This is a genomic window from Spirosoma pomorum (assembly GCF_054776615.1).
On the sequence record NZ_BAAHBP010000002.1, the window covers coordinates 72,472 to 87,539 of the forward strand.

The window sequence follows — 15,068 nt, forward strand, 5'->3', positions numbered from 1 at the left end:
GGCTTATGCTGACTTTGGCCGAAGCTTCACTAAAAGTACCACCATTGACAAAGCCCAGCGACAGTTGATCGACCAGAAAAGCGCGGTGCAATTGCTGTCTTACCAGCTCAATTACGCCATGGGCCACTATAACCCTGCCGACACCAGCGCCCAGGCCTCATCGGCGATGGATCATGTTGTTCGCCAGGTACCGCTCGATGTAGAATTGCTGCAGGCAAACGCATATGATTATGGTTTTTTGCTATCCATGTACCTACAGGCTGGCCTGTATGCACCACTGACCAGGAACAAGTCACAGGCGGAGGTAGCCTCCCTTCTGCCCCAACTTCCTTTACTGGCCGATCGGATCGGCAGATCAATCAGACCAAGTTTCCCCGGCTATTCGCCTGTTTCTGCGCGCCAAAAATCTATCCGAATCACTGCATCAGGGGATCACTCCCGCCACGGATTCGCTACTAGCCTCCCTCAGGAAGGAAGACGGCTATGCACGCTACGAACCGACGATCAGTCAGCAATATGCCAAATGGCAAGCTCTGCTGCCCGGCCAGGCCGCACCTAACTTCTCCGGGCTTACGCCCACAGGCGAGGTACTGTCGTTGACGGACTTGAAAGGAAAAGTTGTTTACGTCGACGTCTGGGCAACCTGGTGCGTACCCTGCCGCGAGGAGTTTCCGCAGGCTAAGCAGTTACAAAAGCGATTTGCTAATTCCGAGCAGGTGGCCTTTTTGTACGTATCCATTGACCGTGATGCGGCAGCCTGGCGCAAGTTTTTGGAGGCCGATGCAGCGTTTAAAGGAGTCCACATAAACCAGCCGTCCGGCAAACATTTTGACTCACTGTGGGGAGCCTATCAACTAAGCAGCATCCCCCGCTACATGTTGATTGATCAGGCAGGCAAAATCGTCGACGTGAACGCAGCTCGCCCTTCATCGGGTTCGATAGCCAGCGACATTGAACGACTCCTTCACTAATAACTGTCAATTGGAACCCCGCATTGCTGACTCAATCAGCAATGTCAATTGAGTGGTGCTTGCTTTATGCAAATCTGCCCTTACATCCGGTGAGGATTTTATAACCTTGTTCTCGTTCCGTTAGTTTTGTTAGCAGCAATCAAACAAAACCACAACAGTTATGAAAATGCTCAAATATTACTCGCCAGATGGCGACGCCGATCAAGGAGGAAATCTAAAAACGAATCAAGAGTCTGCCTCGCAGCAGGGCGGAACTCACGAACCCGGCAATACGCCCTTAGATGACCAGGAGGAACTACCCGGCGGCTTTATCCACGGCCACGTCGATCAGGACGAGGACGATAAGTAAGGACGTCAACCACATTAGCCCAAGATTATTAGTGGAGGAACAAGGGTTCTGTCTACTAATAATCTTGGGCTAACTCGTTTTTCAACTTTCGATTAATTTTTCGTTAAGCCTATTTTTTGTCGAAGCAAAGCCACAGGAGATGACCAGCTGATGTTTTATCGTGATATTGGCTTTACGGCACGTACAGTATTAACGTGTACTGGCTAATTCGGATCGGGGCCGATGCGCCCCTTTATATATTTCTTTGTTTATTGAGCCAGCCCCGTGTTAAAGCTGATTACTGGCTGGGGCTTTATGTAGAGCTGGATAAAATCTGCTGCCACTGCTGCCGTAAATCCGCCACGGCTTCGACTATGGAACTACCGTCAAACGCTTCCACAGGTAGTAACAATGGGGGTGAGCCTTCAATTAACACCTCTATGCGCTGCAACGTACCGCCAGCTCGAACTAACTGAGCTGCCTCTTCTAAGCTATCTTCCAGTGAATAGCCGCCGACTCCACAGCTGTACGACTCGCCAAAGGAATCAATTCCCGTAAAAAAAACCATCAACATCTACCCACCTTACTGTTAGCCAGCAATAAGCCCCCGTTTTTGACTTGTTACTAGTTTTTCCAAGCTAACGGGCTATAACTGATCCTAGGAACCTTATTGCCTTATTTATGGCAGTAGAAGTGACAGTATTGATATATATTTTTCGTGTATGTACACGTAAACCAATTATGTTATGTAATCAATCATAAACACCAATTCTTGTACGGTGCAGATAGAAGCGGAGGTAGATCATGATAAACAGCAGCCATATTGGAGATTTCGGTCATAGTGACCGTGCCACGGCGGCCACTTGATTCCGTAATGGGTGTACTAGGCATTTCGGACAAAACTGACCGCGCCACGGTGGCCATCTTAATCCCCTTTCTATCGCACCGGCGCCCCGGCAGATATTTGACTCAGTGTCTAGTAGCAGAGTCCTCTGGTCTAGCTGCTACAGAATCGAGTGATCTGCACCTCCAAAATCTCCAGTTGTGAAGAAGATGTAAGGATCAAATGCAATAACTGCTCAACACTTATCTGTTTGGTGAACGGCAAAAAGTTTACCCCCAAAGCAACGGGCTGGAAACAGTCCGTTTTCAAAGCGGCAATTTACGATGGTAAGGAGCTATCAATCGGCGCCAATAATTTAGAGACGCGGGAATTTATTGGTCTTTCTTTACAATCAACGGATTCGCTACGCGTGGGAACGTATCAGTTGACCAGGCCACTTGGCGCAGGCGCGTACAGCAATAATTCAACTGATTACGTAACCGATTCGAGTAACATGGAAGCGCTTACGATTACTAGACTAGCCTCTAAACCACCACGCGTTGTCGAAGGAACTTTTCATTTTCAGGACGTTAGTAAAAAAAGTGAGGAACGCGTTTCAGTTACCAAAAGGAGCTTTAGAGCGTCCTTTTAAAGATTCGCTTACCCCCTCAAGCTTGGAGCGGTAGACTCGAAGGGCCGGTGGCATCACCAAGCCCTAATCCAGGCCAGTTAAAGGGATACAAAATATAAGTGTCAATAGTATAGCTGCAAGGATCACCTCCAAGAAGTATAAGCTTACTTTCGCTCGAAGACATAATCACTACCGTCAAGACCTGTATCACCTACTATCAGATTCTGGTCGCCCACTCGAAAGTCACCTTGTAAGTCCATGTAAAATTTAGGGCTACCGATCTGGTTAACAACTGAATAGCGGATACCTAACCCAACCTGTTTTAGTTGATATGTATAACGGAAAACTTCTTTGCCTTCTTCATAATAAATAGCTTGTAACTGATCATCAATTACCAGATCAATGTTTTGAAATGGTAAATGATTTTGACCAGTCCAAACAGAATAGGTGGATACTAACTGCCAGTGTCCTACAGCCTTCTTCTTGGCTATTGTTAAAACTGAAGCCGTTTCTGGAACTGTTGGCCAAAGGTCTGGAAACGTTAACGTCATTACTGGCTTAATCTCATCTTTGGGGTTGCTACAGCTAGTCAGCAGATTAGCTGAAATGACCAGCATTAGAGTAGCTAATGAATAATTCATACTGGTAGAGTTTGATTTCATCAACGACTTGGCAACAGATATCGGGTTTATCAAGACGATTTTGTTGTTGTACAAGTGACCTTGTATTAAGCGAATAGTGAACACGGCTTATTTTTTACGCACAGCAGTAAGCTCTAAATTGCTTGGTAGCGCAATTAGCGTTTCTCCCGTATAACAATTCGGGCGGGCCCGGCCACTCAAAATAAGGGTGTCACCATCGGCGGCCTTGCCCGCAATGAAGTCTGGGTTACAACTTAGCAAATAGGAACCATCCATCTGGCCAGTTCGGTCATTAACAGTACTTACGTATCCCCTATTATAAACGCCTATTTTTTCGGTAAGCAACGAATAGCTTGTTGATTGACAGTCGCAATCGGCTATTGGTTGTCGTGGGTGACAAGCTAATGCACTAGTGGCAAGGACGAGTAGGATTAGAAAGGTTTTCATAATCGTGTCTTTTCATCAAGGATCCAGTAACTGTGCTCTAGGTTGTAATTAGTGTTGTCTAATCAAGCGTACGTAAAACAAGTTATAAAAAAAGCCCTTCGGTTCGTGAGGGGCTTTTTTGTGGATCACGTCAACCTACGTAAGGGCTGGGGGGCTGCTGAGCCGGTTAGCCGCGGGGCCGGTATTGTCTCCTTTTTGCTTCTCGGAGTCTTTTGCAATTTTCTTTAGAATCTTACTAATCCCGATACCATCAAACAGCCAGAACAGCCACCGGGCAATCACTTCGAGAACTTCCATTGGTTAATAGGATTTTGGTGAACGTATCTACTAGGGGAAAGAACGCCGGATCGGTTGTTTACTCACCAGTCCACTGACTGGCAGGAAAGTACAGCTTCATTCGTAACCTGGTTTAGCGCGGAAAAAAAATAGCGACAGGCCTCGCCTGTTTTCGGACCAGCTTACCGCTACCAAGCACTACCGCATAAAGGGTAAACCCAAAGCAACCAACCGCTTACGACAAGTAGGCCCTTGTAAGCCGCAAAAATGGGCGGTAGCTTGGCTAGGTTTAACGTGAATCAGTAGCTTTACCCTCACCACCACGTTCCACGCCAGCTATGACAATCAACTTACAGCCCACTCCCTGGGTTCGCTGTTGTCCTGGTCAGCCGACTCCCGGTAGTATTCTTCCGTCGTTTTAAAGCTACTGTGGCCCATCATCAGCTGGGTATCATAGACGGTGAGCGTCTTGTCCTGCTGCTGCATTATCTGGTGGGCCAGGCAAAGCTGTGGCGAGCCGTGTACATGCGTCAGGGCGTTTTCAGCCCCACTTCCTCCTCGATCAGCGACAGGCACTCGTTGATCTGATCGTCCCGGCAGGAAATTGTGCAGCCGGCGAAATAGTTGTTGATGGTAGATCCTTTGAGCTTATTGCCGTAGCGGGGTTTGGTTTTGCGCAGGTGATCCTGAAAGCGATGAATGTAGCCGGGTGTAACGGCGGGGAGAACCAGACTCGGTGAAGCGAATTCCTTGAATTGATTGACGACCGACAGCTTGCTCAGATAGGTGGAGTAGGCTTGTTCCTTCACATCTTCCATAACCAGGTCGACCAGGGCAAAATAGCTGTCTCCAACGTTGCCCTCCCGAAAGCGGTTAACCAGCATAGCCGGGGTCAGCATCTCCCCCTCCGACAGCTCAGATAGCCACTTCTTACACCGCTCGGTAATGCGGTTATAATCGTTTAAAATATTTTGGTTGATGGTATCGGCATCAGGGTATGCTTTTATCCATTTCCCCCACTTATTTAGCTGCCAGTGTTTGGGGGCGTTTGCTATCTTTACCGATGTGGTCACGCGCCCTGGTTTCTGATCTTTCAGATGTACTCGGATCATGGCCGGCCAACGACCGGTCTGGTCTGGCTTGGTGGCCAGTTCAACGTTATAGGTAAAGGAAGGCATGGGGAGTTAAGGGGATATCATTTTAGGAACCCCTGTACACAAATATAAAATCTGGTAGAAACAAGGTGTAATATAGGTGTAACATAGGTGTACTATTCTTTGGGTTTTAGGTTAAATTGCCCCGAAACAAACCGAAGAAAAGGGAAGTTCTAGGATTCAAAACCGGCGATAATTAGCACAAACAACCCATATCAGTAATATTTAACCGATAAATTAACTTCATGCCAACATTCACTCTAGGTATCGAGGAGGAATTTCAAACAATTGACCCAGCGAACGGAGAACTACGATCGCACATGTCGAAAATTGTGGATGGTGGGCGAATTGTGCTTCAGGAACGCGTAAAGGCCGAAATGCATCAGGCTGTTGTCGAAGTAGGAACCAACATCTGCAACACCATTCACGACGCCCGGCAGGAGGTCACTTACCTGCGAAAAATGATTATCGAGCTGGCCGAGCAACAGGATCTGAAGATTGCCGCGGCTGGTACGCACCCCTTCTCCGACTGGCAGGATCAGCTTATTACGCCCAACGCCCGCTATGATCAGCTAATCGATGAGCTGCGGGATGTCGCTCGGTCTAACCTGATTTTTGGCCTGCACGTCCACGTCGGTATTGAGAATCGAAACGAAGGCATCAAAATCATGAATGCGGTACGCTATTTCCTACCGCATATCTACGCTCTTTCTACGAACTCGCCCTTCTGGCGGGGGCGGAACACGGGCTTTAAATCGTACCGGTCGAAGGTGTTCGACAAGTTTCCACGCACGGGGATTCCAGATTATTTCTCGTCGGCAGCCGAGTACGATGAGTACATTGAGTTGCTGGTGAGAACCAACTGCATCGACAATGGTAAAAAGATCTGGTGGGATATTCGACTGCATCCCTTCTTTGATACCATCGAATTTCGGATCTGCGACGTACCAATGCGGGTTGATGAAACTATCTGTCTAGCGGCTATCATGCAGGCGCTGGTAGCTAAAATCTACAAGCTCCACAAACAGAACCTTAATTTCCAGCCTTACCGACGGATTCTGATCAACGAAAACAAGTGGCGGGCGGCTCGGTATGGCATCGAAGGAAAGCTGATCGATTTTGGCAAGCAGGAAGAGGTGCCGACGCATAACCTAATCCACGAACTACTCGATTTTATCGACGATGTCATGGATGACCTGGATAACCGGGCCGAGTGCGAGTACGCCCTGAAAATCCTGGAAATGGGTACTGGCGCTGATCGCCAGTTAGCCGTTTACCAGAAAACCGAGAGCCTGAAAGCCGTCGTCGATTACATTGTTGAGGAAACTTCTTTAGGAATCAGGTAGTTATTTTCTAAGCTATTATCCGTAACACACTGGTAAAGAATCATTATGAGCTTAGTCAAAATTGCAGTCCTTGACATGAACGACAACCATGCCAACGAAGGCATGCGTTGTATTCTACAAATTATCCGAAACGTCCAGGGGAATGATCACGTTGAATTAGCCTTCGACGTATTCAATGTCCGGGCCAATAACGAAATCCCCAGTCTCGATTACGACGTTTACGTTTCTTCTGGCGGACCGGGTAGTCCGCTTCCTTCGGACGAAGCCTGGGAACAGCCCTATTTCGACCTGATGGATCAGATTTTCGATTGGAATCGCTGGAACGAACGTAAAAAATTCCTGTTTCTGATCTGCCATTCCTACCAGCTGGTGGTGCGCCATCTGGGGCTGGGTACGGTGAGCGAGCGCCGGTCTACGTCGTTCGGTATTTTTCCCATGCACAAACTGGATGCAGGGCTGGATGAGCCGCTGTTCAAACAACTACCAGATCCATTCTACGCGGTTGATTCCCGTAACTTCCAGATTACGCAACCCGACGAAGATCGCCTTCAGGAATTTGGTGCCCAGGCACTATGCCTTGAGAAAGACCGGCCCAATGTTCCGCTGGAACGGGCTGTTATGGCCATTCGCTTTTCCGACGAAGTATTTGGTACGCAGTTCCACCCCGAAGCCGACGACGAGGGCATGTTACGCCACTTCCTGACCGATATTAAACGCAATCAGATTATTGAGAATTTTGGTCGGGAGAAGTACGATGCTATGGTGGCTTATTTGCAGGACCCCGACAAAATTGCCCTGACCGGTTCGGTTATCCTGCCAACCTTCCTGCGCAACGCCATCAAGGCGCTGCAACAGGAGCCAGCACTGGTTCGATAAGTCGACAACCAATTTCTTTGCTGACCCACTATGATTCAGTCCGCCCGCCAGGCTTTTAACCAGTCATTCAGCCCCGATACGTACCGGGCCATGCTGAATGACATCGAAACCGATTTACCCGGCCAGTTGGATTTCCGGGTTGCCGAAACGCCCGTTTTTGTACCGAAGGTACTGACGGACAAGATTCTGAAGGCCTGTTCGGACATTACGGACGTTATCGTACGTTCAGATTTCAAGGCGCTGACCGATAACGCGATTCCGACCGATCAGCGGGTACCGAACGAAGACGATCACACGCAGTTTCTGGTCATGGACTTTGCGGTATGTAAAGATGAGGACGGCGGTCCGTCGCACGGCGAACTAACCCCCCGGCTTATTGAACTGCAGGGCTTCCCGTCGTTGTCTTTTTTTCAGCCTTACTTGGCCGATCAGCTTCGGAAACACTATCCGATTCCAGAAAATCTAAGCAACTTATTTACGGTTGATACTGACGAGGAATACGTTACCAGGCTTCGTCAATTAATCGTTGGTGACTGTAATCCGGAAGAAGTCATCCTGTTGGAAATCTATCCGGAGCAACAGAAGACCCGGATCGACTTTATCCTGACCGAGCGAGCACTGGGTATCTCGACGGTTGGGCTGACGGATATTAAGAAGGAAGGCCGAGCACTATTTTATGAGAAAGACGGGCGTAAACTACCGATCAAACGTATTTACAATCGGTTGATCTTCGACGATCTACGCAACTTTCCCGGTTTACAGACTGAATTCAGCCTGACCGATGACGTTGATGTAGAATGGGTAGGGCATCCGAACTGGTTTTTCCGCATCAGCAAATACACGCTGCCGTTCCTGAAAAGCGAATTTGTGCCGGACAGCCATTTTCTCTCTGATCTGAGCGAGTACCCCGCTGACCTGGAAAATTACGTCCTGAAACCCCTGTTCTCCTTTGCGGGCAGCGGTGTTCAGTTACACATCAACGCGGCAGATCTCGACGCGATTCCAGCCGAACAGCGCAGCGGGTACCTGCTGCAAAGGAAAGTAAAATACGAGCCAGTTATCCAGTCGCCCGACGGGCTGGTTAAGTGTGAAATCCGGATGTTATTCTTCTGGCCCAAAAATGACGCCCGGCCAACGCTGCTCACCAACCTCAGCCGACTGAGCCGGGGTGAAATGATCGGTGTTAACTTCAACAAGAACAAAGACTGGGTTGGTGGAACGGTCTGCTTTTTCGAGCAGTAACACCATGTTGCTCCGGTTATTCTTAGTGATGTGCTTCTGCTGAGCTTTCGCTGGTGATCACCAGCAACGAAAGTCAGCGAAGGCGCCCCCACCAAAGCCCGAATCCTGCGGAAACGCGGTGTTCGGGCTTTGTTTTTTCTAACTGACCGGTTTCTACGTAGTCCCGCTTTCGCCGATTTGAATCGTGAACTGGTCTGGGATGACCATTACGTCGGTCCGCACTCGGACCAGCATTTGCTGTACTGCGCCTAGACGAACCGAGCCATTTATCGCTACCGAGCCAATCACCCTACCGGTTTGAATGGGTTTATCCTGCTGATGCACATCGGCACAGCTCCCACCCGCACAGATAAGCTTCATAGCCAGCTTGACAAGCTCATTGACGTATTACGTAAAGAATCATACATCTTTCACTCGAAAGCGAATTATAAATTACCGTTTATATATTCAACAGAATATAATACTTCATTTCTTATAATAAACTTCATCATTCACATATTCATTCATATATTGCTCCCAGCAACGGTTTACGAAATCAACTAGTCTAAACACATAATCATCTTTTTTCTATGAAGCAACTCTCTACGCTACTCCTTAGTCTGGCGTGTGTGTCGGTGGGGTACGCCCAGCGGTCCTATTATGATACCGATGAACGCTGGCCCGAGCAGGATACCGCCCGGAAAGCATACATCGTGAAAGGCCAGCGGCATGGTATTAGTTACTTCAAGAAACATCAGTTCAAAGACGTTCAATACAAGCCCGGCAACGCACTCACCTTTGATACCTATCATTCGCCGGACGTCATGTATAGCTGGTGCCGCAAGTGGGCCGAGCAGTACCCTAACCTGGTCGATCTGTACGAGGTCGCCAAGAGCTACGAAGGGCGACCTATTCTGCAATTGACGCTTACCAACAAAAAGACCGGCAAACATACCGATAAGCCCGCGGCTTATTTTGAAGGCGGGCGGCACAGTGGTGAGGTAACCAGTAGTGAAGCGGTACTGTGGCTGACCAAACATTTACTGGATAACTACGGTAAAGACCCTGCCATCACCAAACTGCTGGACACGAAAACGATCTATCTCCGTCCGCAGAACAACCCCGACGGGGCCACGATGTACCTGTTTACCGCCCAGCGTAACCGCAGTACGTTACGTCCCCGCGACGACGACCGCGACGGCCTGATGGACGAAGATGCGGAAGACGATCTCGACGGCGATGGGGTCATTTACCAGATCCGGAAAAAAGCCGTAACGAAAGAAGAGCGTGAGAAAGCTGACTATATCCTCGACAAGCGCGATAAATCAGGTCGGCTGATGCAGCGCGTCCAGGAAGGAAAGGGCGAGTGGTTAGTATACACCGAAGGTATCGATAACGACGGCGACGGTAAATACAACGAAGACGGTATCGGCGGACTGGATAACCACCGCAATTACCCCGAAAACTGGCGCCCCGATCAGGGGGGGGACTTTACGGGTCGGGGTTATAGCCAGAGCGGAGCCAGCGACTACCCATTAAGTGAAATTGAGACCCGTGCTACATACCTCTGGCTAATGGGCCACCCGAATATTTCGGTGGTTAACTCAATGGATACGCGCGTTCCTATGCACCTGCGCCCACCGTCCACTTCATCCAGCGCCGAGAGTATGTTTCCACCTGACCTGGCGATCTATACCCACATGGATAGTCTGGGACTCTCGTTCACGAGCTACCCCTGGGCGGGCGACGTATACGAAACCTACAACACCCGAAACAAAATCAACCGGTTGACGGGTGACCCATCCAAACCAACCCCCCTTTTCGGTCACGGTCCTGACTTTGGCTACTTTCAGTACGGATCAGTCTGGTACGGCGACGAACTCTGGAACGGGGGAGCGATGAAAGACTACGACGGTGACGGCGACTACGACGAATACGATGGGCTGATGTGGGACGATGAAGCCAACAAGAAGCAGGGCTTCAAAGCCTGGACTAAGTTCACGCACCCCCAACTAGGCGAGGTTGAAATTGGCGGTTTTCACCCAAAGTTTTTCGCGCAGAACGGCCCGGCCTGGCAACTAGAGAACTGGATTTCAAAGCAGTCACGGTTTAACCTGGCCATGGCGATGGAATTGCCCCAAATCGACCTGACCGACGTAACAGTAAAACCGCTGGCGAATAACGAGTACGAAATCAAAGCTACCTGGACCAACTCCGGCAAGCTGCCGGTTGCGCTGGAGCAGGCCAAGCGGGTGAAAATGGTTCAGGAAGACCGCGTCATGCTCGACTTCGACAAAGCTTTGCTAAAAGGTTTCGACGCAGCCAAAGTGATTATTACTCAGCCCGCCCTCTTCGATAAGACCGTTTACGCGGGTTACACCAACGTAAACGAGAAGAAAGAAGCGACCTTCCGGGTCAAGCTCAACCAGTCGGGGCCAGTGAAGGCCAAAGTCAAACTGCTCTCGACGCGGGGTGGCTACAAAGAGAAAGAGATCACCATTGGAAAGTAATACTGACTGACCAACCTGCGCTCTATCACAACTTTCTTCCACCGCGTATGTTATTCAAACAGGAGCTCATTTGGGTTCCTGTTTGTTTTTATATCCGATTTCACCCTACAGAGTTATCTGATGACTCCACCTGATTCTCGCGAAGTCTGGCTACGTGGTCCGTTACCCGACGTTCCTCCCCTGCTGCAACCCGTCGCCCATGCACTGCTGCAAGTGCGCGAAGAACTGCACAGTCATCTACGGGATTTCCCGGATGCGCTCCTTTGGGAACGGCCGGCTGATGTAGCGTCGGTTGGCTTTCATCTTCAGCACCTGACGGGCGTTCTGGACCGGACGTTTACATATGCTCGTAGCGAATCTCTGTCAACAGCACAATTCAACGCCTTATCAGCCGAAGGAAAGCCAGATGCAGCATTAACCACCGCCAGCCTCGTCGCCCAATTCAGCGAACAGGTTGACAAGGCCTTTGACCAACTGCGTATAACCGATGAATCCATCCTGACAACATTCAGAGGGGTCGGACGGGATCGGTTACCATCGACCGTTATCGGGTTACTCGTCCATGCCGCCGAGCACACCACGCGCCATTTAGGTCAATTATTGGTTACGGCGCGATTCGTGCAACGAACCTAGTTACAGTCGATTCAGTCGGCCACCGTCTACCACAAGCGTAGTAGCATTGACGAACCGAGCTTCATCCGACGCCAGAAAACAAATGGCTGCGGCAATGTCTTCGGGCTTACCAACAGCTCCTTCAACGGTCTCCTTACCGCTTTTTACGTTCGGGTTATCCCACAGCATGGGTGTGTCGACTGCCCCCGGCGCGACGCAGTTCACACGCACTTTGTCGAGATCATTTTCAATGGCCAGCCCCCGCGTGAAAGCCTCCATAGCGCCTTTACTGGCCGCGTAAGGAACCACGTTTGCCGTGGTCTGATGGGCATGTACCGAACTGACGTTGACAATAGCCCCCCCGTTGATATGTGGTAGACTATATTTACAGAATAGAAACACCGAGCGCATATTGACAGCCTGTACCTGCTCCCAATCCTCTAGAGATAGATCAACAACCGGCGTGAACGTCATCATGGCCGCATCGTTAATTAATACGTCAATTTTGCCCCAGGTATCGACGGCTTGTTTGACAGTTGCTTCAATTGCCTTTGGTTCTGAAACATCGATGTCGGCAAACGCGGCCTCACCACCCTGTTTCTTAATATAGTTGACTACTTCCTGCCCTCGTTCGTTGTCCCGGCCTACAATCAGCACTTTGCCACCTTCTGCCCCCATGCGTTCAGCCGTTGCCCGGCCAATGCCGGAGGTTGCGCCGGTAACAATGCATACTTTATTCGTAAATCTCATTTTTCAGGTTGTTTTCCAGAGCTAACCTACTGTTTGTATGAACTGTTTTGATGCGTATACTCCGTCAATTGCTTCCATAAAAAAAGCGCAGGTCGTACGGCCTGCGCTGATCAAGATAGTCTCTTATTCTACTGAACTGAAATGACTTTAAATTCGGTTCGGCGGTTCTTCTGGTGCTCGCTCTCAGTGCACTGCACACCGTCTACGCAACCGTTCAGAATTTCATTTTCGCCGTAGCCCTGTGCGGCAATTCGTTCAGCATCAATGCCACGCGACACCAGATAATCTTTAGCGGCCCGCGCCCGGTTTTCCGATAAACGCATGTTATAAGCATCTGTAGCACGCGCGTCTGTATGCGATCTCATTTCGATTTTCATCGTCGGGTATTCTTTCAGCACCGCCAGCACCCGATCCAGTTCTTTGGCCGCATCAGGCCGAATGAAGAACCGATTTAAATCGTAATAAATGTTTTTCAGTTGAAATACGTCTCCTACCCCATACAAGCCCAGCGAATCTGTGACAACCTTGGTTTTGGGTTTGCTCTTGGCGATTTGTGCTTTCTTGGTGGCGTATTGGTTTTTCTCGGCGGTGATGGTGTACGGTGCGTTCGGTTTCACATCGAACTCATACCCGCCGTCCGGACCGGTCGTAATGGTCTGCTCAGATTTGTCCTTGTCGTTACGTAGCGTCACCTTCACGCCCGAAGCGGGTTGCTGATTCACCTCGGTCTTGACTACACCCTTAACAAGGGTGTTCTCCGAACGTTGCAGGTAGATGGAGACATTCAGAACAGGCCGGGGCGACTGCGTTAGCGTCGAGAACCGAACGCTGTTCATGGCAAATCCTTCTTTAATGGCCTTGAACTCGTACTCCATGTTTGGCTCCAGACACAGATCCATCCGCCCTTTTACGTCGGTCAGTCGCAACTCCTGGTTAGTGGTGTTCCGAATAACGCGTACGTCCGCATTTTCGAGTGGTGTACCGGTTTTGGCGTCGTATACGAAGATGTTCAACTGTTTGCAGGTCCGACGGAAAGAGTAGATATCATCATCGCTCACGCCCTTGGTCCGGTTGCTGCTGAAATAACCACTCGTCCGATTGCGGTCGGTGATAAAGCCAAAGTCATCCTTTTCCGAATTGATGGGCGCCCCCACGTTTTGTACTCCCTTATAGGCAATACCTTCTTTTAGTTCAGCCAGAAATACGTCGAGGCCACCCAAGCCTTCGTGTCCGTCGGACGAGAAGTACAAATAACCGTTGTCGTCAACGAACGGAAACATTTCGTTGCCTTCCGTATTGATCTCTTTGCCCATGTTAACCGGAGTACCCCATTTGCCGTTGACGTATTCGACTACGTAAATATCCGTACCACCGTAACCACCGGGCATGTCAGAGACAAAGTACATTCGGGCATTATCAGGCGAAAAAGCCGGGTGTCCAACGGAATATTCATTGCTGTTGAACGGCAGCTCCTGAATGTCCTCCCACTTGCCGTTTTTATTAACTGATGAATAGAGCTTCAGCTTTTTGATCCCATCCGAGCTTTTGCCGGATTTGCCTTTACTGGTGTTGTTACGGGTATATACAATAAAGTTCTGATCCTTCGAAAAGGTCATTGGCCCTTCGTGGTACTTGGTATTCAACGTCCGGCTGAAAATCTCCGCTTTCGTCAATGGCTGTTGGTCAGCGGCCGAATCAGGCTTGGCCATTTTCGTTACGTCCCCACCACCAATCACGGCGGCCCGGGCAGGTTGCGCGTTTGCTGGAACGTGCAGCTGATTTGTATCCGGGTGAAAGTAAAGATCAAGAAATGGCGTCTGATTCCAGGCAAAAACGCGCTTCACCGGCCCCGACTCATCGCGAGCTGACACGAACACAATCCCGTTTTTGTAATACATCGGGCTGAAGTCAGCCTGACGAGAGTTGATGGGCAGGTTACGAAGCTGATACGACGCAGAATCCTGGTAGTAGCGGCTCATGTCCATGTACGACACGGTGAACCGTTTTCCGCGCAGGTCCTGCCCCTGCTTCTCGCCGTACTTGCTGTACATCTTCTGCGAGTCGCGGTATTTGCTGTTGGCAGCCAGCGACTGCGCATAATATAAATAGATTTCACTATCCAGGTCCGGATAGGTTTTGACCAGCTTTTCGTAAATGCGTTCGGCGTTACGTGTATCCTGTAGCTTGCGGTAACTATACCCTAATTTAACCAGCGCTTCCTTCGTTTCGGCGGCTTCTTTCTTCTTGTCCGTAGTCAAAAAATCCTCGTACGACCGTACGGCGTTAACGTAGCTGAGATCCTCAAACTGCTTGTTGGCTGCTCGTAACTTCGCACTCTGTGCCTGCGCTGCCAGCCCCCATACCATGAGACTGACCACCAGCACACCCCGTACATATTGCTTCATAAAAATCATTCTGTTAGTATCAATGGGCCTGCCGCAAACCTTGAACAAATAAAATGCCAGAGTCAAAAAGCAGGCTG

General features: G+C 49.7%; 17 protein-coding genes. 9 read left to right on the forward strand and 8 right to left on the reverse strand.

Annotated features, from left to right (window positions below; translation table 11 throughout):
• The first annotated feature begins 64 nt into the window (after positions 1-64).
• The 3 genes from ACYVAD_RS06080 (at position 65) to ACYVAD_RS06090 (ending at position 1,320) form a co-directional block, all read left to right on the forward strand.
• On the forward strand, positions 65-559 hold the full coding sequence (locus ACYVAD_RS06080; protein ID WP_461138589.1) for a hypothetical protein: 495 nt from the start codon (positions 65-67) through the stop codon (positions 557-559).
• 37 nt (positions 560-596) lie between these two features.
• Entirely contained in the window at positions 597-971 is a 375-nt protein-coding gene (locus ACYVAD_RS06085; protein WP_461138590.1) for a TlpA family protein disulfide reductase, read from the forward strand.
• A 160-nt stretch (positions 972-1,131) separates the two neighbouring features.
• Positions 1,132-1,320 carry a hypothetical protein gene (locus ACYVAD_RS06090; protein WP_461138591.1) on the forward strand — a complete coding sequence of 63 codons (189 nt, stop codon included), beginning with the start codon at positions 1,132-1,134 and terminating at the stop codon, positions 1,318-1,320.
• A 292-nt stretch (positions 1,321-1,612) separates the two neighbouring features.
• Here ACYVAD_RS06090 and ACYVAD_RS06095 read toward each other — a convergent pair whose 3' ends face one another.
• A complete protein-coding gene (locus ACYVAD_RS06095) occupies positions 1,613-1,873 on the reverse strand; it encodes a hypothetical protein (RefSeq protein ID WP_461138592.1) in 261 nt (86 codons plus the stop codon).
• Positions 1,874-2,396: 523 nt separating this feature from the next.
• On the opposite strand from ACYVAD_RS06095, the gene ACYVAD_RS06100 reads away from it, so the two are divergent.
• Positions 2,397-2,774: a DUF6252 domain-containing protein gene (locus tag ACYVAD_RS06100; protein WP_461138972.1), complete on the forward strand. Its 378-nt coding sequence runs from the start codon at positions 2,397-2,399 to the stop codon at positions 2,772-2,774.
• 143 nt (positions 2,775-2,917) lie between these two features.
• On the opposite strand, the gene ACYVAD_RS06105 is transcribed toward ACYVAD_RS06100, so the two are convergent.
• From ACYVAD_RS06105 to ACYVAD_RS06120, 4 genes are all read right to left on the reverse strand, one after another.
• Positions 2,918-3,394 carry a hypothetical protein gene (locus ACYVAD_RS06105; RefSeq protein ID WP_461138593.1) on the reverse strand — a complete coding sequence of 159 codons (477 nt, stop codon included), beginning with the start codon at positions 3,392-3,394 and terminating at the stop codon, positions 2,918-2,920.
• 582 nt (positions 3,395-3,976) lie between these two features.
• The gene (locus tag ACYVAD_RS06110) at positions 3,977-4,138 is read right to left on the reverse strand and encodes a hypothetical protein (RefSeq protein ID WP_461138594.1); all 162 of its coding nucleotides are present in this window, start codon (positions 4,136-4,138) and stop codon (positions 3,977-3,979) included.
• Between the two features lie 324 nt (positions 4,139-4,462).
• Positions 4,463-4,603 carry a hypothetical protein gene (locus ACYVAD_RS06115; protein WP_461138595.1) on the reverse strand — a complete coding sequence of 47 codons (141 nt, stop codon included), beginning with the start codon at positions 4,601-4,603 and terminating at the stop codon, positions 4,463-4,465.
• Positions 4,604-4,647: 44 nt separating this feature from the next.
• Positions 4,648-5,295: a phage integrase SAM-like domain-containing protein gene (locus ACYVAD_RS06120; RefSeq protein ID WP_461138596.1), complete on the reverse strand. Its 648-nt coding sequence runs from the start codon at positions 5,293-5,295 to the stop codon at positions 4,648-4,650.
• Between the two features lie 221 nt (positions 5,296-5,516).
• Here ACYVAD_RS06120 and ACYVAD_RS06125 point away from each other — a divergent pair, with 221 nt between their 5' ends.
• Genes ACYVAD_RS06125 through ACYVAD_RS06135 form a run of 3 tightly spaced genes read left to right on the forward strand, consistent with a single transcriptional unit; the run spans position 5,517 to position 8,735 of the window.
• Positions 5,517-6,617: a carboxylate-amine ligase gene (locus ACYVAD_RS06125; protein WP_461138597.1), complete on the forward strand. Its 1,101-nt coding sequence runs from the start codon at positions 5,517-5,519 to the stop codon at positions 6,615-6,617.
• Positions 6,618-6,662: 45 nt separating this feature from the next.
• Entirely contained in the window at positions 6,663-7,493 is an 831-nt protein-coding gene (locus ACYVAD_RS06130; protein WP_461138598.1) for a type 1 glutamine amidotransferase, read from the forward strand.
• 30 nt (positions 7,494-7,523) lie between these two features.
• Positions 7,524-8,735 carry a hypothetical protein gene (locus ACYVAD_RS06135; RefSeq protein ID WP_461138599.1) on the forward strand — a complete coding sequence of 404 codons (1,212 nt, stop codon included), beginning with the start codon at positions 7,524-7,526 and terminating at the stop codon, positions 8,733-8,735.
• A 153-nt stretch (positions 8,736-8,888) separates the two neighbouring features.
• Here the strand turns inward: ACYVAD_RS06135 and ACYVAD_RS06140 are convergent, their stop codons facing one another.
• Positions 8,889-9,095, reverse strand: coding sequence for a hypothetical protein (locus tag ACYVAD_RS06140; protein WP_461138600.1), 207 nt, complete (start codon positions 9,093-9,095; stop codon positions 8,889-8,891).
• A gap of 209 nt (positions 9,096-9,304) precedes the next feature.
• Here ACYVAD_RS06140 and ACYVAD_RS06145 point away from each other — a divergent pair, with 209 nt between their 5' ends.
• Positions 9,305-11,224: a M14 family metallopeptidase gene (locus ACYVAD_RS06145; protein ID WP_461138601.1), complete on the forward strand. Its 1,920-nt coding sequence runs from the start codon at positions 9,305-9,307 to the stop codon at positions 11,222-11,224.
• Positions 11,225-11,344: 120 nt separating this feature from the next.
• Entirely contained in the window at positions 11,345-11,857 is a 513-nt protein-coding gene (locus ACYVAD_RS06150) for a DinB family protein (RefSeq protein ID WP_461138602.1), read from the forward strand.
• Here ACYVAD_RS06150 and ACYVAD_RS06155 read toward each other — a convergent pair whose 3' ends face one another.
• The gene (locus ACYVAD_RS06155; RefSeq protein WP_461138603.1) at positions 11,858-12,586 is read right to left on the reverse strand and encodes an SDR family NAD(P)-dependent oxidoreductase; all 729 of its coding nucleotides are present in this window, start codon (positions 12,584-12,586) and stop codon (positions 11,858-11,860) included.
• A 128-nt stretch (positions 12,587-12,714) separates the two neighbouring features.
• Entirely contained in the window at positions 12,715-14,991 is a 2,277-nt protein-coding gene (locus ACYVAD_RS06160) for a carboxypeptidase regulatory-like domain-containing protein (protein WP_461138604.1), read from the reverse strand.
• Positions 14,992-15,068: the final 77 nt, after the last annotated feature.

Excerpts from the sequence above, each read along its gene's own strand:
- ACYVAD_RS06090 (WP_461138591.1), top strand. The coding sequence starts at position 1,132 with ATGAAAATGCTCAAATATTACTCGCCAGATGGCGACGCCGATCAAGGA.
- ACYVAD_RS06095 (WP_461138592.1), bottom strand. The coding sequence starts at position 1,873 with ATGTTGATGGTTTTTTTTACGGGAATTGATTCCTTTGGCGAGTCGTAC.
- ACYVAD_RS06105 (WP_461138593.1), bottom strand. The coding sequence starts at position 3,394 with ATGAATTATTCATTAGCTACTCTAATGCTGGTCATTTCAGCTAATCTG.
- ACYVAD_RS06110 (WP_461138594.1), bottom strand. The coding sequence starts at position 4,138 with ATGGAAGTTCTCGAAGTGATTGCCCGGTGGCTGTTCTGGCTGTTTGAT.
- ACYVAD_RS06115 (WP_461138595.1), bottom strand. The coding sequence starts at position 4,603 with ATGCAGCAGCAGGACAAGACGCTCACCGTCTATGATACCCAGCTGATG.
- ACYVAD_RS06120 (WP_461138596.1), bottom strand. The coding sequence starts at position 5,295 with ATGCCTTCCTTTACCTATAACGTTGAACTGGCCACCAAGCCAGACCAG.
- ACYVAD_RS06125 (WP_461138597.1), top strand. The coding sequence starts at position 5,517 with ATGCCAACATTCACTCTAGGTATCGAGGAGGAATTTCAAACAATTGAC.
- ACYVAD_RS06130 (WP_461138598.1), top strand. The coding sequence starts at position 6,663 with ATGAGCTTAGTCAAAATTGCAGTCCTTGACATGAACGACAACCATGCC.
- ACYVAD_RS06135 (WP_461138599.1), top strand. The coding sequence starts at position 7,524 with ATGATTCAGTCCGCCCGCCAGGCTTTTAACCAGTCATTCAGCCCCGAT.
- ACYVAD_RS06140 (WP_461138600.1), bottom strand. The coding sequence starts at position 9,095 with ATGAAGCTTATCTGTGCGGGTGGGAGCTGTGCCGATGTGCATCAGCAG.
- ACYVAD_RS06145 (WP_461138601.1), top strand. The coding sequence starts at position 9,305 with ATGAAGCAACTCTCTACGCTACTCCTTAGTCTGGCGTGTGTGTCGGTG.
- ACYVAD_RS06150 (WP_461138602.1), top strand. The coding sequence starts at position 11,345 with ATGACTCCACCTGATTCTCGCGAAGTCTGGCTACGTGGTCCGTTACCC.
- ACYVAD_RS06155 (WP_461138603.1), bottom strand. The coding sequence starts at position 12,586 with ATGAGATTTACGAATAAAGTATGCATTGTTACCGGCGCAACCTCCGGC.
- ACYVAD_RS06160 (WP_461138604.1), bottom strand. The coding sequence starts at position 14,991 with ATGAAGCAATATGTACGGGGTGTGCTGGTGGTCAGTCTCATGGTATGG.